Origin of the sequence: Parabacteroides sp. FAFU027 (assembly GCF_022808675.1) — a bacterium.
Classification (GTDB): domain Bacteria; phylum Bacteroidota; class Bacteroidia; order Bacteroidales; family UBA7332; genus CAXXIC01.
This window is the reverse complement of sequence record NZ_JAKZKV010000016.1, coordinates 45,629-68,674: the sequence shown is the minus strand read 5'-3', so window position 1 is coordinate 68,674 and position 23,046 is coordinate 45,629. Positions and strand designations below refer to the sequence as shown.

At 37.5% G+C, this 23,046-nt stretch carries 20 protein-coding genes and 1 pseudogene; 15 read left to right on the top strand and 6 right to left on the bottom strand.

The window, feature by feature from the left end; all coding sequences use genetic code 11:
- Window positions 1–63 precede the first annotated feature (63 nt).
- Window positions 64–858, bottom strand: a complete 795-nt coding sequence (locus tag MLE17_RS17645; RefSeq protein WP_243350079.1) for a hypothetical protein — start codon at window positions 856–858, stop codon at window positions 64–66.
- A complete protein-coding gene (locus MLE17_RS17640) occupies window positions 833–1,513 on the bottom strand; it encodes a hypothetical protein (RefSeq protein WP_243350078.1) in 681 nt (226 codons plus the stop codon). The genes MLE17_RS17645 and MLE17_RS17640 overlap by 26 nt, the downstream gene beginning before the upstream one ends.
- Window positions 1,514–1,687: 174 nt before the next feature.
- On the opposite strand from MLE17_RS17640, the gene MLE17_RS17635 reads away from it, so the two are divergent.
- The 9 genes from MLE17_RS17635 to MLE17_RS17600 all read left to right on the top strand — a co-directional run bounded on the left by MLE17_RS17635 (window position 1,688) and on the right by MLE17_RS17600 (window position 12,361).
- Window positions 1,688–2,176, top strand: a complete 489-nt coding sequence (locus tag MLE17_RS17635; RefSeq protein ID WP_243350077.1) for a multiubiquitin domain-containing protein — start codon at window positions 1,688–1,690, stop codon at window positions 2,174–2,176.
- Window positions 2,151–3,329, top strand: coding sequence for a ThiF family adenylyltransferase (locus MLE17_RS17630; protein ID WP_243350076.1), 1,179 nt, complete (start codon window positions 2,151–2,153; stop codon window positions 3,327–3,329). The genes MLE17_RS17635 and MLE17_RS17630 overlap by 26 nt, the downstream gene beginning before the upstream one ends.
- Window positions 3,313–3,654 (top strand): DUF6527 family protein, encoded by a 342-nt coding sequence (locus MLE17_RS17625; RefSeq protein ID WP_243350075.1) that lies wholly within the window; start codon window positions 3,313–3,315, stop codon window positions 3,652–3,654. The genes MLE17_RS17630 and MLE17_RS17625 overlap by 17 nt, the downstream gene beginning before the upstream one ends.
- A gap of 408 nt (window positions 3,655–4,062) precedes the next feature.
- On the top strand, window positions 4,063–4,194 hold the full coding sequence (locus tag MLE17_RS18905) for a hypothetical protein (RefSeq protein ID WP_262920361.1): 132 nt from the start codon (window positions 4,063–4,065) through the stop codon (window positions 4,192–4,194).
- 68 nt (window positions 4,195–4,262) lie between these two features.
- Window positions 4,263–5,417 (top strand): hypothetical protein, encoded by a 1,155-nt coding sequence (locus MLE17_RS17620; protein ID WP_243350074.1) that lies wholly within the window; start codon window positions 4,263–4,265, stop codon window positions 5,415–5,417.
- Window positions 5,418–5,443: 26 nt separating this feature from the next.
- On the top strand, window positions 5,444–7,636 hold the full coding sequence (locus MLE17_RS17615) for a ThiF family adenylyltransferase (protein ID WP_243350071.1): 2,193 nt from the start codon (window positions 5,444–5,446) through the stop codon (window positions 7,634–7,636).
- 2 nt (window positions 7,637–7,638) lie between these two features.
- Window positions 7,639–8,340 (top strand): hypothetical protein, encoded by a 702-nt coding sequence (locus MLE17_RS17610; RefSeq protein ID WP_243350069.1) that lies wholly within the window; start codon window positions 7,639–7,641, stop codon window positions 8,338–8,340.
- A gap of 1,356 nt (window positions 8,341–9,696) precedes the next feature.
- Window positions 9,697–10,335 carry a DUF6266 family protein gene (locus tag MLE17_RS17605; RefSeq protein ID WP_243350067.1) on the top strand — a complete coding sequence of 213 codons (639 nt, stop codon included), beginning with the start codon at window positions 9,697–9,699 and terminating at the stop codon, window positions 10,333–10,335.
- A gap of 217 nt (window positions 10,336–10,552) precedes the next feature.
- Window positions 10,553–12,361, top strand: a complete 1,809-nt coding sequence (locus MLE17_RS17600; RefSeq protein WP_243350066.1) for a hypothetical protein — start codon at window positions 10,553–10,555, stop codon at window positions 12,359–12,361.
- 257 nt (window positions 12,362–12,618) lie between these two features.
- Here MLE17_RS17600 and MLE17_RS17595 read toward each other — a convergent pair whose 3' ends face one another.
- Entirely contained in the window at window positions 12,619–14,316 is a 1,698-nt protein-coding gene (locus MLE17_RS17595; protein ID WP_243350065.1) for a recombinase family protein, read from the bottom strand.
- Window positions 14,317–14,375: 59 nt separating this feature from the next.
- Between MLE17_RS17595 and MLE17_RS17590 the strand changes: the two are divergent.
- From MLE17_RS17590 to MLE17_RS17580, 3 genes and pseudogenes are all read left to right on the top strand, one after another.
- A pseudogene (locus MLE17_RS17590) lies at window positions 14,376–14,594 on the top strand (DMT family protein); the annotation flags it as partial.
- Window positions 14,595–14,700: 106 nt separating this feature from the next.
- On the top strand, window positions 14,701–16,377 hold the full coding sequence (locus MLE17_RS17585) for an AMP-binding protein (RefSeq protein ID WP_243350064.1): 1,677 nt from the start codon (window positions 14,701–14,703) through the stop codon (window positions 16,375–16,377).
- A 166-nt stretch (window positions 16,378–16,543) separates the two neighbouring features.
- A complete protein-coding gene (locus tag MLE17_RS17580) occupies window positions 16,544–16,723 on the top strand; it encodes a hypothetical protein (protein WP_243350063.1) in 180 nt (59 codons plus the stop codon).
- Between the two features lie 114 nt (window positions 16,724–16,837).
- Here MLE17_RS17580 and MLE17_RS17575 read toward each other — a convergent pair whose 3' ends face one another.
- The 3 genes from MLE17_RS17575 to MLE17_RS17565 form a co-directional block, all read right to left on the bottom strand.
- Window positions 16,838–17,707 carry a VIT1/CCC1 transporter family protein gene (locus MLE17_RS17575; protein WP_243350062.1) on the bottom strand — a complete coding sequence of 290 codons (870 nt, stop codon included), beginning with the start codon at window positions 17,705–17,707 and terminating at the stop codon, window positions 16,838–16,840.
- 128 nt (window positions 17,708–17,835) lie between these two features.
- Window positions 17,836–19,629 (bottom strand): arginine--tRNA ligase, encoded by a 1,794-nt coding sequence (argS, locus tag MLE17_RS17570; protein ID WP_243350061.1) that lies wholly within the window; start codon window positions 19,627–19,629, stop codon window positions 17,836–17,838.
- Window positions 19,630–19,882: 253 nt separating this feature from the next.
- Window positions 19,883–20,212 carry an HU family DNA-binding protein gene (locus MLE17_RS17565; protein ID WP_317236639.1) on the bottom strand — a complete coding sequence of 110 codons (330 nt, stop codon included), beginning with the start codon at window positions 20,210–20,212 and terminating at the stop codon, window positions 19,883–19,885.
- 132 nt (window positions 20,213–20,344) lie between these two features.
- Between MLE17_RS17565 and MLE17_RS17560 the strand changes: the two genes are divergently transcribed.
- Genes MLE17_RS17560 through MLE17_RS17550 form a run of 3 tightly spaced genes read left to right on the top strand, consistent with a single transcriptional unit; the run spans window position 20,345 to window position 23,012 of the window.
- Entirely contained in the window at window positions 20,345–21,049 is a 705-nt protein-coding gene (locus MLE17_RS17560; RefSeq protein WP_410795639.1) for a rhomboid family intramembrane serine protease, read from the top strand.
- Window positions 21,030–21,905, top strand: coding sequence for a rhomboid family protein (locus MLE17_RS17555; RefSeq protein ID WP_243350057.1), 876 nt, complete (start codon window positions 21,030–21,032; stop codon window positions 21,903–21,905). Before MLE17_RS17560 ends, MLE17_RS17555 begins: the two co-directional genes overlap by 20 nt.
- Window positions 21,906–23,012, top strand: coding sequence for an endonuclease/exonuclease/phosphatase family protein (locus MLE17_RS17550; RefSeq protein ID WP_243350054.1), 1,107 nt, complete (start codon window positions 21,906–21,908; stop codon window positions 23,010–23,012).
- Window positions 23,013–23,046 lie beyond the last annotated feature (34 nt).

The window sequence follows — 23,046 nt, the reverse complement described above, 5'->3', positions numbered from 1 at the left end:
CAAAGTTGTTTGTTTCCTTTTTAGTCTTTCTTTAGTCGTTCGTTAATATAGAGACACAACAAATTATTTTATTGGTGCAAATCCATTTTCTCGCATCCAATAAATAGCACTTCTTATATCTGATTCTGAGAACTTCTTTTTTTCTTTGGCCCAATCATAAACACGGTTGATGATTAATCCTTCTGAAAAAAAATCTTTTCGTTTAATTACTTCAATCCAACAAGCATATATAGTCGCAACAAGTTCTACATCGTTTGTTTTTCTCTTTTTGAATGTACGAATAATGTATTGAATATTTTCGTTTTCTTGAGAATAGTAATTTTGATAATACTGTTTGTATTTGTGTAAACCATCAAGAGGTATATAAACATATTGTTCATAAGTGCCTCTATTTACTTTCTCAACCTTAAACCACTTTTGTTTCTCAAATTCAGAATCAATTGTATGCATAAACTTTCTATCATATGGTCCTGCTGTTTGTTTTGCATATCTTTCGCTAAGACACATATTATTAAGTTCTTCGCATAGGTAAACTATCTTCTGAAATTTTACGTGGCCAAATGTAGGTTCATTATGTAGTTGACTTGCTATTTCAGCAGCAAGTACAGCTCGTTTGAAATAAATATTTTTAGTAGATTTTCTCTCTTCTAATTTTACTAAGACAATAGACTCTTCGTTTTTAACTTCATTAAAAATAGAATCAATGTCAATTTCAGATCCATCTAATTCATATTCAAAATCAGAATGCAATTCATTAAATTGCTCGAGTTCTTTTTTAGTTTTTGGGTATAGGAAACCTAAAGAACTCATGAGGCAGTTGATAGCCTGTTCGTTATTTTGTTTTCTTGTTGAGTTCATTTAATTCTAAGCATTCGGTTACCTTGTTAAAGACTTCATTTTTGTAGTATCTGATTGTATCTTGAGTTAACCCAAGTTCTGTTCTCAATTTTTGAAGTAGGTGACGAGGAAGCTTTCGTCCATTACGTTCATAGGTTGAATATGTGAGGAAAATTATTTTATGTTTTTCTGTGAGTTTCGATAATGCAAACTTGACAATTTTATAATGTTCATTTGTTATACTAAACCCCATATTTTCTTGATCGCATTCAATTTCAGGGAAATCCCATACAATTTCTTCTGAGCCATCATATGGGTAGATATTTATTCCGTTCTTTTCATTATGATAATCAACCAATTCGTTATGGGCAATTCCATATAAATAAAATAGTATTGCTTTGTCTGGGTTTATATGTTTAGCCTTAGCTTCGCTAAAAGAAGCGTGTTTCCAGAATTTTTTAAAAGTACGGTTCGCTATGATTGATGCTTCTTCAGCCGAGAGCTTCCAACTTTTACAAATAATCTCTGTTTTTTGAGTGAGATCATTTGAAAACCGAAATACAAAGCTCTGAAACGCCGCTCTTGATATGCTTTCATGAGATGGCTCTTTTCTTTTCTTTATTAATTCTACAAGCTCGTAGGTTGGTGTTGTTTCGTAATCCTTCCAATGTGACATACTTATTCATTATACTACTAAAAACCGTTGGAACGATTTTAGTAGTTATTATGTGGCGTGTTTACAAATGTACAACTTTCAGTTGAACATATATAAAACATCAAAAAGAAGATGTATGAGACCTCCCCATATTTCTTCTTCAAGCAAGTGGAGGCCAATTAAATTCAATATTTTATGAACGATTTTTTACAGAAAAACGAAGACAAAGGAAATGGAAAACATGTTCTTCGTTTAGTTATTAACCAACAAAACTACGAATGGCATCAGCAGTATATCACTGGAGCCGAAGTGAGAACCCTGGGAAATATTCCAGAGAATGAGGAGTTATATCTCGCAATTAAAAACCCGTGGGATGATGAATTAATCCAAATCGAAACTAATGTCGATTTAGCAAGACCAGGATTAGAGCGTTTCTATTCTAAAGCGAAGATTTATACCATTATAGTAAATGGGCGTGAGAAGAAATGGTCAGAGCAAACAATAAGCTATGAACAGGTCGCAATATTAGCGTTTGAGAATTACGCTGAAAGTGAATCCATTGTGTATACTGTAAATTATACCAATGGTCCATCGCAAAACCCAGAGAGCTCAATGGTGAAAGGGGATACAGTGGTAGTAACTAATAAAATGATTTTCAATGTCACAGCAACTAATAGATCGTAGTCCTGATTTGAAGCAACTCAGGGATTTGGGGTATGAAATTCAAATAAAAGGTGGATATTTACTTATCCACCACATACCCTATGTAAATCAAGCCCAAGAGATAAAATACGGAGTCCTGGTTAGTGACCTTAATTTACGAAACACAACAACCACCGCACCTCCAAGTAGCCATGTTGCATATTTCATTGGAGAACATCCATGTAATAAAGATGGTAGCAAAATAACTGCAATTCAACATGCCAGTAATACTCAGAGATTACAAGACGATCTTGTTATTAACCATTCATTCTCAAACAAGCCTCAAAATGGTTATCCTGACTATTATTGTAAAATGTCAAGGTATGCAGAAATTATATCAGCTCCAGCTAAATCAATCGACAGCTCTGTCACAGAGAAGACTTTCAAAGTCATAGTAGATGAAAATGAAGATGCGGTTTTTCGATATTTGGATACGAACTCAAGTCGTGCAAATATCAATCATATCTCAGCGAAATTTAAAGGTCAAAAAATAGCAATAATTGGTTTAGGAGGAACCGGTGCGTATATTTTAGATTTTGTTGCAAAGACACCTGTAAAAGAAATTCATCTTTTTGATGGTGATGAATTCTTATTACATAATGCCTTTAGGTCGCCAGGTGCCGCCTCTTCTGATGATTTGAATCAGAGAAAACCCAAAACGCAGTATTATGAAGAGATATACTCAAGGATGCATTTGAATATATTTTCTCATAATACTTACATCGGTGTTGATAATATTGATGTTCTACAAGGGATGTCGTATGTCTTTATCGCAATAGACAAAGATTCTGTGAAGAAATCTATTATTCAATATTTGCTCAAATTAAATATCCCATTTATAGATGTTGGCTTGGGGGTTAATCTTGTTGATGATTGTTTGATAGGTAGTGTTAGAGTAACAACTGGCACCCCAGATAAAAACGATCATTTATTTGACCGTATTTCTTGTGGTGATGATATTAATAACGAATATGCGTCTAACATCCAAATCGCAGACTTAAACGCTTTAAATGCAATTATGGCTGTTGTTAAATGGAAAAAGTTGAGTGGTTTCTATCAGGATTTAAGACAAGAACATAATTCTTCTTATTCAATAAACGTTTCACAACTTGCTAACGATGATTGTACAGTATAAGTTTGTTGATACAATCCCTGATGTATTGGAAGAAGGTGTTCTGTATATTTCTATACTTTATTGCACAGCCATACACAAATGTGTTTGTGGCTGTGGCAATGAAGTTGTAACACCTCTTGCCCCAGAAGGGTGGAAGCTAATATTTGATGGCAAATCAGTTTCTCTTTATCCATCAATTGGAAATTGGAATTTTGAGTGTAAGTCGCACTATTATATAACCAATAGTGAGGTTAGAATTGCTAGAAGTTGGGATGCAATGATAAACCAATCACCTCAGAAATCTGTGGTGAAAAAGAAAAGGTCGAAGAAAAAAAGAAAGAAATAGAATCAGGAAACTGAATACGGCGTTGAATAAGTCAACTTTTGTTCTTCTATATATTCTGTTAATTGCATATCTCTGACAAGATGGCAGATTGGTGTGGTGCTGGAGTACAAAATTGATGCCAAATCTGACAAAAAAACAATTTGGCACTAATTTTGAGATTAGATAAGTCTTGTCGATAACTTGGCATTTATCGACTTGATTTTGGTTGATTATAGTGGTAAACAACCTAACGTGTAGAATAATACTTGTTTGAAAAGTTGCGCAAAGGTAGTATAATATATTTTACTCTCGCTGGCTGTTAAGTGTATTTTGCATGAATTAACTATATCCACTCTGTGTTCTGCAGCTGGAAAGTGCAGACGGAAATTTTCCGAACCGTTAGTATTTCGGAAATAAATCAATGTAAAGATGGCGAAAAAAGTTACATCAAAACAAGTGGCTACGCAAGCTTCAAAAATTTTGCAGGACAATCGTTTTAGCAAAGCCAGTAAAAGCGTTGCGGGTAGTGCATTATCTCAACGAGAAAAGAAAAGTAAATAGAGCTAATGAGCGAGTTGGAGGGGTCTTATAATACCCCTCATCATTATTTAAATTCTAATATTATCCTAATGAGCAATAAAAGCAAAATTAAATTTTATCCTGTCGGAAATGCTGACAATGTTTTAATTAAAGGAGCAGACGATACAACTATTATTGTAGATTGTCAAATAAAAAAGAGTGAGACTGATTCAAATGGCGTTACTAATTTTGACGTCAAGAAAGATCTAATAAAAGAGTTGAAAAAGGATTCATCAAATAACCCTTTTGTGGATTTGTTCGTGTTATCTCATCCTCATTTAGATCACAGCTTGGGGTTTGATACTAATTATTATACCGGTAACCCCCAGGACTACAACGATTCCAATAGGAAAAATGAAGAAATAATTATTGGTGAGATGTGGGTTACTCAAAGAGTATTTGCAAATGATATTTGTGAGGAGGCAGTTGATATTCGCAAGGAAGCAAAAAGACGCAGAACGCTTTTTGAAACTAATCCTACAGAAGCTGATAAATATGGAAATCGACTGAGGATAATTGGATATAATGATCAGGACAAGACTGTCGAAGGATTGCATTATATCCCTGGTCAATTGGTGAGTAAATTTAATGGGAAAACAAGTGGATTTATCTCGCTTTTTATTCATGCTCCATTTAAAGCTAGTTTGGTAGCTTCAAAGTTAGACGATGATCACAACTCAGCAAGCATCGCTTTTCAAGTGCGATTTTCTTCAGTAAAAAATGGATCTATAGTTTCTCGGTTGATGATGAGTGGAGATTCAGACCATTACGTATGGCAAATGATTAAGGATAAATCAGAAGAAAAGGGTAATCAAGATAAATTAACCTGGGACTTGTTCTTGGCTCCACATCATTGTTCGTGGATGTTTTTTAATGATACTCCTTATGACAAGAATAAAGATCCTAAAGATTATGCTTTGGAGGTATTGGATTATAAAACAACAGGTGCTGAAATTATCTCATCTTCGGTTGAAATTCTTGATAATGACGCAAATCCTCCATGTCATCAGGCAAAGGATGAATACGTTGCTAAGGTTGGTAAATCTCATTTTAGAAATACAGCTGTTAATAAAGACAAGAAAGCTCCACAGCCAATTGTTTATTTGATAGATGAGGATGGATTCACTTTTGAAAAAATGGCTGAATCTGCGGCATCAACAGTTTTGACGCATTCAACACCAAGAGCAGGACGTAGTATATGTTAGAATATTCCTATAACCTAATTCAAGGTGTGAAAACTGAGAATCCTTCGGATTTGAAGATTGCAAGAGCTAAGTCTATAGCTCTTGCAATTCAAAATCATCCATATGTTATATCATCTGAGTTCAGACAAAGGGCCGATGGTGCAGAAGTAATACTGGTTACGTTCGATGTTGAAGTTTCTCAAAATCCAAAGAATGGAATATTGGACAATGAAGATATCGCCATTATTATTCATCCGGAAGACAATACATTTCCGGAAGTGTATGCTTTAAGAGAAGATTTTAAGTTCGGTCTACCTCATACAAATACGAAAGAAGATGAAAGACCAATAAGCCTCTGTGTCACTGAACAACTTTTTTGTGAAGTCAGACACTCATTCATACCCTTTGAGTTTATTGAATTAATACGAAATTGGCTAAGACTTACAGCTAAAGATACCCTTCATAGAGAAGACCAGCCTTTAGAACCCTTTTTAATATCTGACGGCGCTGTGATAATTCCTGATAAAAAAGGTATTCTATCAAGTTTTACAATTGAGTCTTTAAATGGTCAGATGTTATTTAAGATGGTTCAAGGAAATGATAACTATGGTTCTTCATTTTGTATTTCTTATGAAGCTGACATTCAAAAGACTGGGTTTATAAGGAAAACACCAAAAAAAATAAAGGACGTAGATGATTTTGTGTCAATCAATAAGCTACCGCTTTCTGAGAAAATTGTTTCAGAATTAAATGCAAACAAGAGCTTGTTTCTGGGATTGCCAGAAGTTTTAAGTAAAAAATTTGTTGTTGGGTGCCTTGTTCCTGTTAAAAGAAAAGAAACAGACGACAAAGTAGAAGCAAATAACATATTATTTTTTGCTTTAAAAAATACCATTGCTGAGTTAGGGTTGCAAGCCAAGGTATGGTCCACTTCAGAAGAAGGTTCTATTGTTCCTTTAATTGGGAATAATTTCGATCTCAATACAGTTAAGGAGTTTGATATTGAAACATATGTTCCAATATCTGATTTCGATTCTAAGACAGCTGCTATACATAATAACGTAAATTTAAATGATAACAACTTTACTATCATTGGAGCTGGTTCACTTGGGTCACAGATTCTTGGTATTTTTGCTCGAACAGGATTCGGTAAATGGACGGTGATCGATCATGACAATTTACTTCCTCATAACTTAGCCAGACATGCTTTAAGTAGAAATGCTATTGGGTTTAATAAAGCAGAAAAAATATCTGAAGAGCTAAACCAGCTATTAAACGATCAGGTGTTCACTCCTCTGAATGCAAACTTCAACGATATTGCACATGCTACATCAACTACTGAGTTGTTAAAAAGATCTTCTGCAATAATTGATGCCTCTACATCTATTGCAGTAGCGCGAAAACTCGCAAGAGACTTTAAAGATACTGTTCCAATAAGAAGAATTTCTACGTTCTTAAATCCTGCCGGAAAGGATCTTGTCGTTTTGTCAGAAGATAAAAAAAGGGTTCATCGGCTTGATTTCCTTGAGATGGAATACTACCGTTTCATTTTTGAAAATAAAGAACTGAATAATCATTTGGTCTTCGAAAATGAATCTAAAATCAGATATAACCGAAATAGTTGTCGGGAGATTACAAACCGTATAAATCAAGCGGATGTATTAAGCCTATCGGCAGTTTGTGCTAAATCAATTCGAAAACAAATTGAGTCTGGAGAAGCAACAATCTCAATTTGGAGGATAAATTCAGAAGATGAAAGTATTGCATGTTTTTCACAGATTCCTTCAAAATGGCATTCTAAAAAAGAAGATGGCTGGAAGATATACATATGTGATGAACTTTGCAATAGAATTCAAATCCTTAGAAATCATAAGATTGAATATAATGACAACAAGGAGACTGGTGGGGTTTTATTGGGAACCTTCGATATTGAGCGTAAAGTAATGTATGTTTTTGACACAATTGAAGCACCGGCTGATAGCAAAGAATCTAATGTCTCCTTCGAACGTGGTGTAGCAGGGGTAATCAATGAGTTCGAAGAATATAGGAAAATAACTGATAGCCAGATCCAATATCTTGGAGAATGGCATTCTCATCCTAGGGGATGTGCTCCAAACCCAAGCATATTTGATGAAGAATTATACACCTACCTCCATGATAAATTATCAAGACAGGGGTATCCGGTACTGATGGCTATTATAGGTGACAATAGATACAAATTGAAATTTAAAAGTATATAATAATGGAAATGAAGATTATACCGAGTAAATATGAAATTATTGCTAGAATTTTTCCTGCAACAATTGTACTTATTCCATTTTTGCTTTTTACAATGAATTGTGACATTTCAATACTTAGCTCGTTTTTTCAGGACTTACTTAAGGTGAAAATTGTTGGCAATCTTACAATTGCTTTGGTATTGTTGTACCTTTTATCTCAGATCAATCGTTTCTTGGGGAAATTTATATTTGAAAGAATCCTTTTTAGAGATGAATTAGAAATGCCAACGACTAAGTATATGTTGTTTTCTGATTCTAAGATGTCGAGAAAATACAAAATGCAAATTCGGGAAAGGATTAAATCAGACTTCAATATTGATATGCCAAATGAATTAGATGAAGAGACAGATTTAGTCGAAGCTAAAAAGAGAATTGTTGACACAGTCGGTCTTATTCGAGAGAAAGTCAAAGATGGTAGACTTCTATTACAACACAATATTGAATATGGTTTTGCTCGTAATCTAATTGGTGGGGCAATAGTAGGTTTGATTGTTTCGTTATTTGATACAATCTATTTTTATTTAGTTCATTCTTGCACTATTTTATATATTAGTATTTCTAGCACTCTGTTTTTTGGTATATTATTGATATGTTGTAAGCCAATAATAAATCATTTGGGTAATCAATATGCAAAATGTCTATTGAAAGAATACACAGCTGGTTAACCTCATTGGTTAAATCTACATCTGGATCCCGCATTTAACCAAAACGCAGGTAAAGCGGAGTTCGTCAATCGCTCATTTTGTTTCGCAAAAGCATGCAAGCAAGGGTAAAACAAGCAGCCAAAAGGAATCTCCACCTTTTAAGAGGTAGTATTCCTTTGTCTGCCCTTGCATGCACCGTGCCACACTCTCTACTGCGCTCCAGTAGGTGCTCACACGCGGCGCGGCACTTGCTTTGCTACACACAATCGCTCATTCCTCACCCGTGGCTACTCCTGCACCCAGACCCAATAAGGTATCCGTTTCACTACTGATTTATATTCTGGGTCCAGCCGCCACTGATTGCATGGCTCGCCTGCGGGTCGCTGCGTGCTGATCGGTCTGTCACATTTTTTGTTTTCGCTTTCCCATATTATGGTTTTCCTCAGCTCCTTTCATTACGTTGCTCTCCATTTCAGTAGCTCAGGAAACATCTTTTGACCCATGCAGGGAGTAGTTCTTCCATTCAATCATTACACTCTGTTTCACTCTTCATTCCATCACCACACCCTCGCATTTCCCGCCCAAAAAGCTCAAAGACAAAAAATGCGCCAGCCCTGCTGAAATACAGCACATAGCCACAGCCCTCATTATCATTCCGTGCTATCTGTGTCTATGGCACTTGCTCCACTCGCAGCGGCTCGCAGCCATCAGTCAGCAAACTTCATTTCGTTACTCTCCATTTCGTCTGCTGTCTGCTGTCCCCTTCGAAGCTCAAGGCTGTTTTTACCCGCTTGTTTTGTTTAAATGCTTGCCCACCCACCACCCTTTAAAACAGAAAGAACCACAGTTCTTTTGAAAATTAATAGGGTAAGCAGTTCATTTCTCCCAGAATAAAAAAGAAATATACAAAGGTAGGCCGCTTCCGTCGTGCCTGTAAAGGTCAAGCCCTGCGGGTTTTTGATAAAATCTCCACCTTCGTTCCTCAGGTCGTATTTTATCAAAAAACCTTGACAGACACAACTCAGCTGCCATTTGATAAGTATATCTTTTTTTTCTTCTTTCTGGGGGAAATTATTGCAGTTGGGTTTGTGCTATTTCGATTTGAAGTGCATTTTCCAACACGTATAAGCAAATTAGCCACTGAAGAACCTTCCAGAATCCAAAATCCATCCTAAACGACATGCCGCTAGTAAATTCTGATAATCAAGCATCGCTCATTTGTTATAGCTCAGACAATCAGTGTTTTATGTTTTTTTATTGTTCGGGTTTTAGTACCTTTATAATGAGAAAGTTAAGGGGAGATAAATCACTTCGTATTCGCTCCTTACCAACTCCAAACTTCAATTTATTCATTAATCACACTAATCATTATTTATTATGGCAAAAATTCAAAACGGAATCCTTGGTGGGTTCAGCGGAAAAGTAGGAACTGTTGTCGGGGGTAATTGGAAGGGCATAGATTATATTCGTGTCCACAAGAAACCTTCAAATCCTAACACAGAGAAACAAGTAAATCAACGTACCAAGTTCACAACTGCGTTGAGTCTTTTACAACCAATCACTCCTTTCTTAAGAGTAGGTTACAAGCTGTTTACTGCTAAACAAACAGCGTTCAACGCAGCAATGTCACAAGTGTTGAACAATGCAATCGTAGGTGATGCACCTAACGTTGAAATCGACTACTCAAAAGTGCAAGTTTCAAGCGGTACATTAACTCCTGCTGTTGGCGGTGTTGCAACTTATGCAAACGATGAAATTACAATCACCTGGACTAACAACACTGGATCAGGTTCTGCTAAGGAAACTGATAAAGCATTGGTTGTAATTTACAATGCAGTTAAAGGAGAAGCAATTTATGATATTGCTGGTGCTGCTAGATCAGAAGCAACTCAGGCTTTCAGCCTTCCTGCTGAATGGGTAGGGGATAGCGTTCAGGTTTACCTGGGATTCATCACTGAAGATGGCAAAGATGTTGCTAACAGTGTTTTTGTGGGTGCAGTTAATATAACTGCTTAATTCTACTACTAACAGAATTAGATTTTTAAAACCGTTCCTGATGGAACGGTTTTTATTTGGTCAAAAGTGGAATTTTTTTCTGCAAATTATGTCCTATAGATAACTAAAAAAATTCCATTCCGACTTCCCAATCTAAAGAGTTATTGTCACATCAGATTCATATTTTCGATATTGTGATTTCTCAACGTGCAAATTATTAATCTAAACCATTTCTTAAATGCAAAAACTAACTATTGATTCTACAGACGGATTTTTACATCTAGCAGATTTACCACACAATTGTATATTTAATAAAGTCGTCACTGGTTGCGGTGGTACAACCATTGTATTAACCAACAACGAATATTATGTGGTCGTAGTTCCAACTACAGAACTTATAATAAATAAGTGCGAGTCATGTCAGCCTGGGCTTTCCCCAACAAAGAATTTATTCGGTCTGTATGGTGAATTTACTTACCAACTAAAGAAGAAACTTAATGATTATATTTCAACACCTGGTGTAAAAAAGATAATGTGTACTTATGATAAACTGAGTAGGTTGTCTGAGTATCTAAATCCAGCAGATTACAGAATATTGATAGATGAATACCACTCACTTTTAAAAGCATATTCTTTCAGAGATGAAGCGATAGACGGTGTACTAGACAGCTTTAGAGCTTATAAATCGTATTGTTTTATGTCTGCAACTCCAATATGTGCTGAGTTTAAACCAAGTGTCCTGGAAGATATTCCAGAAATAATAGCAGAATGGGAAAGTACAGTTACTCTTAAAGTAAGATTAGAACAAACGAATAAACCCTATGTCAAAGCCGCAAATATCATAAACACGTATAAGAAAGAGGGTTATATTACTATTGATGGAATAAAAAGCTATGAGGCTTTTTTCTTTATCAACAGTGTAACTGATATAAAAGGAATTTTAGATCATTGCAATCTGACTGATGAAGAAGTCAGGATTGTATGTGCGAATAACGAAAAGAACAAAGCCAAATTAGGCGGTTATAAGATTAGTAGTTCAATTGACAAAAATAAAATGTTCAACTTTATCACGTCTAAATCATTTGAAGGAGCTGATTATCATTCTGAAACTGGAATGTGTTTTGTGGTTAGTTCTGCTTCCAATCCTCACACTTTAGCCAGTATTGATACTGACATTCCCCAGATTGCAGGTAGAATCAGAACTATCACAAACCCTTTTAGAAAAATGATTGTACACATTTTCAATAGTAATAAATCAGACCTAAATCTAAGCTATGAGGAAGTTGTAGAACGAACTCAAAAAGGGATTAAAGATGCCAGAGATACAGCAAGTCATTTTAATAATGCTCCAGAAAATGTAAAAGCCAAATTAAGAACTGACTTAAAGGCAAAATTGAACGAAATGTATATGAGTTACAATAGGACAGAAGATAAGTTTGTCGTAAACGACATTCTACCCAAATTAGAGCTTTACAATTACAAAGTAAATCAGATTATCTACAGCTCAGGGATTGCATTATCAAAAGCTTATAATGAAAATGGTGCTATGACAACGAATGTGAATTGGGAAACGATAACTACAACCCTGGATAAAAATGCAACTGCCAAGTTGTCCTTTAAAGACGCATTTATAAGGTTCGCAGAACTGCAAAACACCTATACTTTTTCAAACGAAGCAGATCAGATTTCCTCAATTCAACCTTTGGTATCACCAGCTTATCATAAGTTAGGAATTGAAAAAGTAAGGAGCCTTAGATATGTCAAAAAAGAGATTGAAGATTGCCTGAAAAGTTTAGATGTAACTAAAAATGTAGATTCAAAGATTGCAGCAATATTATCTACCAGAATCAGCACAGGCTTTAAGTCAAACAAAGATCTTAAAACTATTATTCAAGATGCTTACAATAAAGTAGGAGTGAAACAGACAGCAAAAGCAACAGATATTTCTAAATGGTTCGATTGTGAAGATGGAAGCAAACGAATAGATAATAAAAAAGTAAATGGCTATAATGTTTACAGATGCAGAACAATTTTCAAAACGAACTAAGCAGTTATGATTACATTTATATTTAGTACGGCTCTCATATCCTGTGTTTTATATGTTATACTAGGTGTTCTAAAACTTTTGCACCTGGTGGTATTACGACAAAGAGATAAAAACAAAAGATTAATAGAACAGATAAATTCCCTGAGATATGAAGTTGCCAAACTTAGAACTGAAATTATTAAATAATTTACAGTCTCAATGGCATAAGATCAATTAAGCCCACTTAGATTAGTTCTGAGTGGGCTTTCTTTATTGGATTATTTGTTCTTTCTTTCCTGCCTGTATGATAAATCTACATCTAAAGGATAAACATCAGAATAGCTATTGAAGAATTTCTGAATAGTGATTTCTGTTTTTCTGACTGCGCTTAAATCGTATAAATTACCAGAATTTGTGTTTGTGAAACCTGTGATTTCAATGTTCAGTTTATCATTGAGTTTAAAAGCATCTGGTAAAACGGCAAAAATAGGCTTGCTTTTGGTCTTTTTTACAGCTATGAATGTTTCCATACCTGAGATATATTGAACCCTGTAAAAGCCTTGCATTTGAGTTTTGGGAAGGTATTGTACCTCTTTTAGGTATTTCCTGAAAATTTCAGCTCTTTCATTGATGTTGAGGTTTTCAAAATCTTCATCTTTTGAAACTTCATTCAGGTTCTGGATCTGATTTTTTAATCTGGTAATCAGGTCTTCTTTTTGAAGTATCCTTTTGTGAAGCTCTGCTGCTTCATCTTCTTTCTTCAATATGTTTTCTTGTACTTTATCTGCTAATAATTGAGATTTAGCAGACATATATCTTTCACCCAGAATTTCAATTTCATCTTTAAGGGTTGAGGTTTCTTTTTTGTCTTCTTTGATTTGTTTTTCAATCCCATTAATTTGAATTTCAAGGTCAGCAATCTTATCAGCAAATTTACCTTTGATCTCAATAAAGTCTAGGCTCTTGAATAGAGCAAAAATAACTTCGTTAGTTAGCTCAAATCTAATAGAGTCGTGGTATTCACATCTGTTAGGCATATATTGGGGTTGCACATCAGAGCAACGATATACATAAAGACCATCGCTTTTATTTTTAATCATCATTGCTCTACCACATCTGCAACGGATAATTCCTTTCAATGGATTGAACATTATAGTTCCTCTGGATTGGTACAGATGATTTTCTTTTATCTTTACTTGCACAGTATCCCAAATTTCAGGTTCAATGATAGCTTTTATATAAGCCGTTTCATTCTTCCTTCTTCTTATGCCTTTATAGATTTCATTAGAGAAGAGTTTACTGAGAAACTGTCTGTTGAAAATCACATCGTCATTATGCCTTATACCTGAATTATGAAGAAAGTGCATAACCTGAGCAACGCTTTTTCCTTCCATTATCATCTGGAATATCTTCCTTATTACGTCACATTCTGATTCTTCATAATCAATAATATATTTGGGATGGTTTCCAGCAGGATTTACTACTTTCTTAAATCCATAGGGAATTTTTCCATCTACTAAAGCATAGGGTGTATTTTTAAATAAAGCCTTTTTTCCTTCTTGATTTCTTGTTTTAATAGCTTTTCTTTCTTCTGCTGCTAAATATGCTGCAAGTGAAAGTGTTAGGATTTCCATAATATCCAGACTTCCTTCATATACTTTTGATGGATTATCAAGAAATACAAGCTTTATTCCTTTGGATATTATGTTTTGAACGCTATTTAATGTTTCTAGTATTTCTTCCTTACGGCTTAATCTGGATAATTCAGAAACTATTACAATATCAGCATCTTTTGAAGTAATATCCATTAGCTTTTTAAAACCGTCACGTTCAAAAGTGCTTCCTGATATACCAAAATCAGTTATTATATCAACAACAGTATAGTTTTCCCTTTCACAGTAGGTTTTAAGCTTCTCTTTTTGCCTAATAACGTCCTGATTGGTTGTTGATACTCGGATATATTGAACTGTTCTCATAGCTCTTATATTTTGATTTACAGTGCAAATATAATAATAGGGGTTATAATGACAAGATATTCGAATACATCCTGCAGGTTCCAGCCAACCGCCTCGGCTTCCGTGAAAACGGCGGCCCTTTCAGCTTGATGCAGCTGAAGGTGATTCAGGAGGTGATAACACTGATTGTGTTTGTGGCATTTTCCACATTTGCTTTTAAGAATGAGACGCTGAAATGGAACCATCTGGCAGCACTTGTCTGCATCGTGATGGCGGTCTATTTTGTATTCAGGAAATAAGTTCCCCCTTCATCCGGACTATCTGTTTTAGAACATAAATGCACCTTCTGCGAAATAAAACCGGCTTTTATGCCTTATTTTTGCACAGATGTAATATAAGTGTGCGATGATTGAGCGGAATTTTATCAAACTATTCGAGCAAAGCTTCCAGGATAACTGGGACTTAAAAGCATTGACCGATTACGGTGAAGACAAAACATTTACTTTCGGAGAAGTGGCTTACGAAGTCACCCGTCTTCACTATCTTTTCCACAAACTGAATGTCCATCATGGCGATAAAATCGCTTTGATTGGAAAAAATAATACCCGCTGGTGTATCACCTATCTGGCTGCTATTACTTATGGTGCGGTGATTGTCCCTATTTTGCAGGATTTCAATTCGAATGATGTCCACCACATAGTCAACCACTCCGATTCGGTACTGCTCTTTGCGGCAGACAATATCTGGGAAAATCTTGAAGGAAATAAAATGGAAAACGTGCGATGCGTGTTTTCCCTGGATAGAATGCGGTGCTTGCACCACCAGCCTGGCGAACATACTCAGAAAGTCCTGAATTCGCTGGATGAGGAGATGCAAAAGCATTATCCTGACGGCTTTAAGCCAGAGCATGTACGCTATCCCCGCATTCCCAACGATAAGGTTGTCTTGATAAACTACACTTCCGGAACGACCGGATTTAGCAAGGGTGTGATGCTGACGGGTAATAATCTGGCGGGAAATGTAACCTTTGCGATTGACTTGGACATGCACTTCAGGGGAAGCCGGTGTGTTTCGTTCCTGCCGTTGGCTCACGCTTACGGCTGTGCTTTCGATTTCCTTACACCGTTGGCTATTGGCGGCCACGTGACGCTGTTAGGGAAAATACCCTCACCCAAGGTTCTGCTTAAGGCCTTTGCCGAGGTTCATCCGAATTTGATTCTTTGCGTTCCCCTGATTATCGAAAAGATATACAGGAATCAGATTCTGCCGACGATTTCGAAGAAACCGGTCCGTATGGCATTGGCGATACCTTATCTTAGAGAAAGAGTTTACGCAAAAATCCGTAACTCATTACTTGAAGCATTTGGCGGGGAAATGACGGAGTTGGTCATCGGCGGCGCTCCCCTGAACTATGAGGTGGAGAGTTTCCTGAGAAAAATAAAGCTACCCTTCACCGTAGGGTATGGTATGACCGAATGCGCACCGTTGATTAGCTATTCGCCATGGCGGGAATTTGTTCCCCAGTCAGCCGGTAAAGTATTGCCGGGCCTGATGGAAATAAAGATTGAGTCGGAAGACCCTTATCATATTCCGGGTGAGATTTGGGTGAAAGGTGAAAACGTGATGAGTGGCTATTATAAAAACGAAGAGGCAACCCGTGCGGTACTTGATTCTGATGGCTGGCTGCATACCGGAGATGTCGGGACAATCGATGCAGATAATAACGTCTTTATCCGTGGCCGTAGTAAGTCTATGATTCTTGGTTCCAGTGGCCAGAATATTTATCCGGAAGAGATTGAGGCTAAGCTAAATAATCTCCCTTGCGTGATGGAAAGTCTGGTAATGGAGAAAGAGGGCCGACTTATAGCTTTAGTCTATCCTGATTATGAAACCATGAATGCTATGGGGTTGGAAACCGGCAGATTAAAGGCTATAATGGAGGAGAATCGAAAGCATTTGAATAAGATGACCGCTGCTTACGAAAACATAGCAGAGATTATTCTTTATCCTACGGAGTTCGAAAAGACCCCGAAACGCAGTATAAAACGCTATTTATATAGTCAGATTACCGTAAAATCCTGAAAAAATATCGCCTTATAAATCGTTGTATATCAGCTGGATATTTTGCCGGATGATTTTTTTGAAAAAAAAAAGATTGAAAGTGGTACAACGTATTTGATTTCTCCATAACTTTGCATCGTTTTAATCAAACAAACAATTAATTGTTTTACTTTCAAAATTAAAAGAAATGAAAAAGTTAGTATTGTTCTTTGCTGTTGTTGCTGCTGTTTCTTTCGCTTCTTGCGGAAACAAATCTGCTGAAAAAGCTGCTACTGCTGATTCTACTGCAGTTGATACTGCTGCTGTAGTTGACACTGCTGTTGCTGTTGATTCTGCTGCTGCTGATTCAGCTGTTGCTGCTCAGTAATTTACTGACGCAAAAAGGCATTGAAGAGAATGGTTCTAAGAACACATTCTCTTTTTTTTTGTCCATAAAATAACAAAGCCTGACTTTTTGACGAGTCAGGCTTTGTTATTTTGATCAAACATTTATGCCGGTAAATTTATTCAAAAGGTATCCGATCAGGAAGCTTATCCCCGCGACGGATGTGCTCAATGCGGCCATTTCCAGGAAGCGGTGTTTGAAGCTTTCATCTTTAGCAACTGAATAGTAGTAATTGAACACGGCGATTATACCTAATGCTGTTCCGATAGTTATCGACAATGATAGAAAGACATTTGATAAAAGTAGGAACGGTAGAATGAGTAATATGACAGTGATTAGGTAAGCTGTTCCGGTATAAGCCGAAGCCTTTATTGCACTTTTGCCTCCGCCTTCCGATTTGGTTGACAGGTATTCGGATGAGGCCATAGAAAGTGCGGCGGCAATACCGGTAATACTGCCTGTCAGTGCGATTAGTCCCGGATTATTTAAGGCGAGGGTGAATCCTGCCAATGCTCCGGTTAGTTCAACGAGGGCATCGTTAAGGCCCAGAACCACAGAACCCATGTAGTTGAGGCGCTCTTCGTCAATCATGTTGATGAGCTCTTTTTCGTGAACACCTTCCTCGGTGGCAATTTGTACCAACTCCGGATATTCTTTGAATGCTCCGTAATTTGACTGGGCATGTACTTCGCCCTTTTCCATTAATTTGATACCAAATGTCACGCCGAATATTCGTGCAATTTGGGTAAACTTCCATACCCTGAATTTATCGGGAAGAGGTGCTTTGTTGGTAAATTGTTTCAACACCTTGTAGTGTTTGAGCTCTTCATTTGCGATATGTTCCAGTACCCGTTTGTTTTCCGGATTCTTTTCGAGCTTTGATAGGTTTCTGTAGACAAGGCTTTCTGTGATTTCATTTACCTGAAATGCGACCAGGTTTTCTATCATTTGTTTTGTCATTCCCATACTTAATTGATTTTATCGGGTTTGTTGTTTTAGTTATATAAACAAAAACAGGACTTTTGGGTTTAGTCATCGAGTGACTCAAGCCCAAAAATCCTGTTATTATTTTGATGTAAAAATTGGTGTCGCTATTACATGCGCTCCGGTACGTCGATGCCTAACAATCCCATTCCTGATTTGATGATTTTAGCTACATTTTTCGACAGTACCAGACGGAAATGTCTCAACGCCTCATTCTCTTCACGAAGAATAGAATGGTCGTGGTAGAACTGGTTGTACTCTTTTACCAGGTCGTAAATGTAGTTGGCGATTAATGCCGGGCTATATTCTTTGCCGGCCTCTTTCACCACATTTTTGTATTCGGCAATCAACTGGATGAGGTTCTGTTCTTTTTCAGAAAGAGTAAGATCTTTATTGATAGCCTGATCAACCTGGATGCCCTGTTCTTCTGCTTTACGTAAAACAGAACAGATGCGGGCATGTGTGTATTGGATAAACGGGCCGGTGTTTCCGTTAAAGTCAATAGACTCCTTGGGGTTGAAGGTCATGTTTTTGCGAGGGTCAACTTTGAGGATGAAATATTTCAAAGCACCCATTCCGACAGTGTAGGCGATTTTTTCGCCCTCTTCGGTCGTACAGTTGTCGAGCTTGCCTAATTCCTGTGAAGTTTCGCGGGCTGTGGTTACCATCTCTTCTACCAGGTCGTCAGCATCTACAACTGTTCCTTCGCGTGATTTCATTTTACCTTCAGGTAGTTCCACCATACCGTAGGAGAAGTGAACAAGCTCCTTGCCCCATTCAAATCCCAGTTTATCCAGCAGGATCGCTAAAACCTGGAAGTGGTAGTTTTGCTCGTTGCCCACCACATAAACCATTTTGTTGATAGGGTAATCATCGTAACGCAGTTTTGCGGTGCCAATATCCTGGGTCATGTAAACAGAGGTTCCGTCACCGCGAAGCAGAAGCTTGTGGTCCAGGCCTTCTCCGGTCAGGTCTGCCCATACCGAAGAATCTTCTTTCTGGTAAAGAACACTATTGGCAAGGCCTTCCAGTACTTTGTTCTTTCCTTCAATATAAGTTTCTGATTCGTAATAGATTTTGTCGAAGTCAACGCCCAGTTTTTTGTAGGTTGTGTCAAATCCTTCATATACCCAGCCATTCATCATGCGCCACATTTCTACCACTTCAGCGTCATTGGCTTCCCATTGGCGGAGCATTTCCTGGGCTTCAAGCATTAGGGGGGCATTTTTCTTAGCCTCCTCTTCGGTTTGTCCGGCTGCAACGAGTTCTTTGATTTGAGCTTTGTACTCTTTGTCAAAAACAACGTAGTATTTGCCTACCAAATGGTCGCCTTTCATTCCGCTGTTTGCCGGAGTTTCACCATTACCGTATTTTTTCCAGGCCAACATTGATTTACAGATATGGATACCCCGGTCGTTGACAATATTTGTTTTTATTACGCGGTTTCCATTTGCTTTCAGGATTTCGGAAAGACTGTATCCCAAAAGGTTGTTGCGGACGTGGCCGAGGTGAAGCGGCTTATTTGTATTTGGTGAAGAGTATTCAATCATCACCAGAGGAGAATTGTCGTCTGCGGTAGTGATGCCGAATTTGTCGTCATCGGCTACGGTTTGAAGCAGATTGATCCACACTTTCGCATCAATGACCAGATTAAGGAAACCTTTGATTACGTTGAAAGCGGCTATTGCCGGCTCATTTTCCTGAAGGTAGGCTCCGATTTCCTGTGCGGTTTGTTCCGGATTTTTTTTTGATATCTTTAAAAAGGGGAAAACAACGAGAGTCAGGTGTCCTTCAAACTCTTTTTTGGTTTTTGATAATTGAATCTGGGTGAGGCTGACTTTCTGTCCGTAAAGTTTCAGAATGGCTTCGCTTACGGCGATTGCTAATTTTGTCTCTATACTCATAGTGATTTGTCGTTAGCATTAAACGCAAATGCGCAATGTTATATGGTTGATTTATATAGTCTTGAGTCTTGAACAGGCAGAATGAAATGCGCCGGGCTTCTTTCAAATTGATGGGGCTTTTTTCTATTGCGCAGCGTAACTAAAGCTCTGTTCTTTATTTAATTGGCTGCAAAGATAGCATATTTAAAGCAGAGGAAAAAAAAAGAGGTGCAATCCTAAAGCTTGCACCTCTTTTTCTCAGTTTTGTATCCGGTTACTGGATGTCCAAATCAGCACCTGGTTTGAATTTGGCAACTTTCTTAGCGGCAATCTGAATTTGCTGTTTAGTGGCAGGGTTGATACCTGTTCTTGCGCTTTTTTCAACAACAGAGAATGTACCGAAGCCAACTAAAGCTACTTTACCTTCTTTTTTTAATTCTTCAGCTACAACGGCTGTGAAAGCGTCTAATGCTTTTTTAGAGTCTGCTTTTGAGATACCGGCTTTTTCAGCCATTGCATCGATTAGTTCTTGCTTGTTCATAACAATAGTATAGATTAGAGTTAAAAAATAGTTTTTTGAGCTTTGCAAATATAAGTTTAAAATTCTCATAAGCAATAGGTCTGGCTAATTATTTCATGAAAAATCCATAAGGGCGGTTTTAAAAGCTTATTTAAGTATGTTGTAAAGCCAATTTCGGGCGAAAATCAGTAAATTTGCCAGAAATAGAACCCTGAAATTATGTTTAACGCAAAGCGAGACTTTCTGCATGGGATACCTCCCGTTACAAAAAATCTGATCATAATAAACCTGCTGTGTTGGTTGGCTTCAATAACTCTGCCTTCCATTTTGAGAAACAGCATAGGTGAACCAATTGATATCAGCTATTGGTTAGGATTGCACTATATTCAGGCTCCGGATTTCCGACCTTACCAAATGGTGACTTACATGTTTATGCATGCTGGTTTTACGCATCTGTTTTTCAATATGTTTGCCGTTTATATGTTTGGCCGTATTGTGGAATCGACCTGGGGACCGAAGCGCTTTTTGATTTTCTACACCATAACCGGAATTGGAGCGGCTATTGTGCAGCAGATTACCTGGTTTATGGCCTTTGGGACATCTTTGTCGGAAATTGCGGCACTTGGAAATCTTTTAAATGGTATGATTACGATCGGAGCATCCGGTGCTGTCTTTGGAATTTTGCTGGCATTTGCAATGCTTTATCCTAATGCTCCCCTGTTCCTGATGTTTATCCCTGTGCCCATCAAGGCAAAGTATATGATGATTATTTACGGAATCATTGAGCTAACCAGCGGGGTTTACAATTCTGCGTCAGACAATGTAGCTCACTTTGCCCACCTCGGCGGGATGTTGTTTGGTTATTTCTTAGTTCGATACTGGAAACAAAAAGATAATCAGAATGGCCGGTTTTTTTTCTGAACTGAAGATTCATTTTAAGCATGGTAATGCGTTGAAGCGTTTTATCATTGCCAATGCGGTTGTGTTTGTCGTTGTAGGGCTTTTTTCGGTGGTCAACCGCCTGTTTCTGGGTACGATTGACCTCTCCTTCTACTTCAGTCTTCCATCGCAGCCCATTGAGTTAATGTACCGTCCATGGACCTTGATTTCGTACATGTTTTTGCATACGGAGTTTTTCCATATCCTGTTTAATATGCTATGGCTCTATTGGTTCGGTGGGCTTTTTCTGCAGTTATTTACCGAAAAGCAGTTGGTGGCGCTCTATTTCTTAGGAGGTCTGGCCGGTGCTCTGATGTTTTTGGTGGTATATAACACATTGCCCTTTTTTGCCAATCAGGCAGGATTGCTTCAAGGTGCGTCAGCATCAATCATGGCTATTGTGATTGCAACGGCATTCCGGATTCCGGATTTTTCTGTGCAATTGTTTTTGATTGGTTCCGTTAAATTGAAATACATAGCTGCGGCGACCATTTTGATTGATTTACTGAGTATGACCTCCGCCAACTCCGGAGGGCACTTTGCGCACTTGGGGGGAGCTCTTCTTGGTTACTTCTTTTTCCTGAGCTATAAGCGGGGACGCGATTTGACCAAAGGTTTCAATAACGTGATGGATGCTTTGGTTTTATTATTCAAGCCAAAGTCCAAGGTGCGGATGAAAGTAAAGTATCACCGGGCCGAAACTGATCAGGAGTATCGCAATCGAAGAAGCAACGATAATAAAAAGCTTGACGAGGTCCTTGATAAGCTCAAAAAATCAGGTTATGAGAGCCTGACAACTGAAGAAAAGAAATTCTTATTCGATGCCAGCAAAAAATAAATGGATATAAAAAAGGAACTTCATATCAAGAGTATTTTCCATGCAGTGATGCTGCTGTTGAATGTTCTTTTCTTTTTTGCGTTGGTAATGGCTACTTTCGCTGACGGCATTTCTCCCGAAAAAGGAGTGGTGTTTGCCTATGTAAGCCTTTTGTTTCCAGTCTTTTTCTTGGTAAATATCTCTTTTTTGTTGTTTTGGATAATTCGGCTGAAGAAATATCTGATCCTTTCTCTCCTGGGAGTATTGTTGAGCTTTCCGCAGTTTTTGGTTTATTTTCCAATGCACAAAGCTCATAAAGAGCTTCCTGCCAAGACGCTCAAAATCTTGTCCTATAACGTCCGTGGGTTTAATTACGTTACTCATACGGAAGATGCGCCTAACCCGACCATAAAATATATTCTGGAGCAAAATGCCGATATTATCTGTATTCAGGAGTTTGGGTGGAGTAAAAACGATGGCTATCTTGACCGGAAAGGCATCCTCAAAGCCTTCAAAGGTTATCCCTATTACCGCTTTACCATTACGGTCGATAGCCGGTGGAATTTCAGTGGTTTGGCCTGTTTCTCTAAATATCCCATTATTTCTTCCTATAAAATACCCTATAAAAGCAAGTATAACGCCTCTGCCTATTACTGCATCAAGATCGGTGACCGAAAGCTTGATGTAATCAATAATCATCTGGAATCCAATAAATTCACAGGAGACGATATTTCGACTTATAAAAAGGTAATCAAAGATGTATCTTCAGAAAATATCGAACGCTTTAACGAAATCATTATTCAAAAAATGGATCAGGCCTACAAGACACGGGCAAAACAGGCAAGATTAGTGCGAGAGGCGATAGACAACTGTGAGCATGATGTGATAGTCTGCGGAGACTTTAACGATGGGCCGCTGTCTTACGCATATCACAAAGTAAAGGGGGATCTGAAAGATGCCTTCGTAGAAACCGGATTTGGCCCCGGCATTTCATATAATGAAAACTACTTCTATTTTCGAATAGACCATATTCTACATTCTCCTTCATTGAAGGCTTATAAATGTAAAATAGACAGGATTAAACTTTCGGATCACTTCCCAATCAGTTGTTACTTCGAATGGAAATGATGATTTGAAAATATAGAATCAATACCAGAAACAC

Excerpts from the sequence above, each read along its gene's own strand:
- MLE17_RS17645 (WP_243350079.1), bottom strand. The coding sequence starts at position 858 with ATGAACTCAACAAGAAAACAAAATAACGAACAGGCTATCAACTGCCTC.
- MLE17_RS17640 (WP_243350078.1), bottom strand. The coding sequence starts at position 1,513 with ATGTCACATTGGAAGGATTACGAAACAACACCAACCTACGAGCTTGTA.
- MLE17_RS17635 (WP_243350077.1), top strand. The coding sequence starts at position 1,688 with ATGAACGATTTTTTACAGAAAAACGAAGACAAAGGAAATGGAAAACAT.
- MLE17_RS17630 (WP_243350076.1), top strand. The coding sequence starts at position 2,151 with ATGTCACAGCAACTAATAGATCGTAGTCCTGATTTGAAGCAACTCAGG.
- MLE17_RS17625 (WP_243350075.1), top strand. The coding sequence starts at position 3,313 with ATGATTGTACAGTATAAGTTTGTTGATACAATCCCTGATGTATTGGAA.
- MLE17_RS18905 (WP_262920361.1), top strand. The coding sequence starts at position 4,063 with ATGGCGAAAAAAGTTACATCAAAACAAGTGGCTACGCAAGCTTCAAAA.
- MLE17_RS17620 (WP_243350074.1), top strand. The coding sequence starts at position 4,263 with ATGAGCAATAAAAGCAAAATTAAATTTTATCCTGTCGGAAATGCTGAC.
- MLE17_RS17610 (WP_243350069.1), top strand. The coding sequence starts at position 7,639 with ATGGAAATGAAGATTATACCGAGTAAATATGAAATTATTGCTAGAATT.
- MLE17_RS17605 (WP_243350067.1), top strand. The coding sequence starts at position 9,697 with ATGGCAAAAATTCAAAACGGAATCCTTGGTGGGTTCAGCGGAAAAGTA.
- MLE17_RS17600 (WP_243350066.1), top strand. The coding sequence starts at position 10,553 with ATGCAAAAACTAACTATTGATTCTACAGACGGATTTTTACATCTAGCA.
- MLE17_RS17595 (WP_243350065.1), bottom strand. The coding sequence starts at position 14,316 with ATGAGAACAGTTCAATATATCCGAGTATCAACAACCAATCAGGACGTT.
- MLE17_RS17585 (WP_243350064.1), top strand. The coding sequence starts at position 14,701 with ATGATTGAGCGGAATTTTATCAAACTATTCGAGCAAAGCTTCCAGGAT.
- MLE17_RS17580 (WP_243350063.1), top strand. The coding sequence starts at position 16,544 with ATGAAAAAGTTAGTATTGTTCTTTGCTGTTGTTGCTGCTGTTTCTTTC.
- MLE17_RS17575 (WP_243350062.1), bottom strand. The coding sequence starts at position 17,707 with ATGGGAATGACAAAACAAATGATAGAAAACCTGGTCGCATTTCAGGTA.
- argS (WP_243350061.1), bottom strand. The coding sequence starts at position 19,629 with ATGAGTATAGAGACAAAATTAGCAATCGCCGTAAGCGAAGCCATTCTG.
- MLE17_RS17555 (WP_243350057.1), top strand. The coding sequence starts at position 21,030 with ATGGCCGGTTTTTTTTCTGAACTGAAGATTCATTTTAAGCATGGTAAT.
- MLE17_RS17550 (WP_243350054.1), top strand. The coding sequence starts at position 21,906 with ATGGATATAAAAAAGGAACTTCATATCAAGAGTATTTTCCATGCAGTG.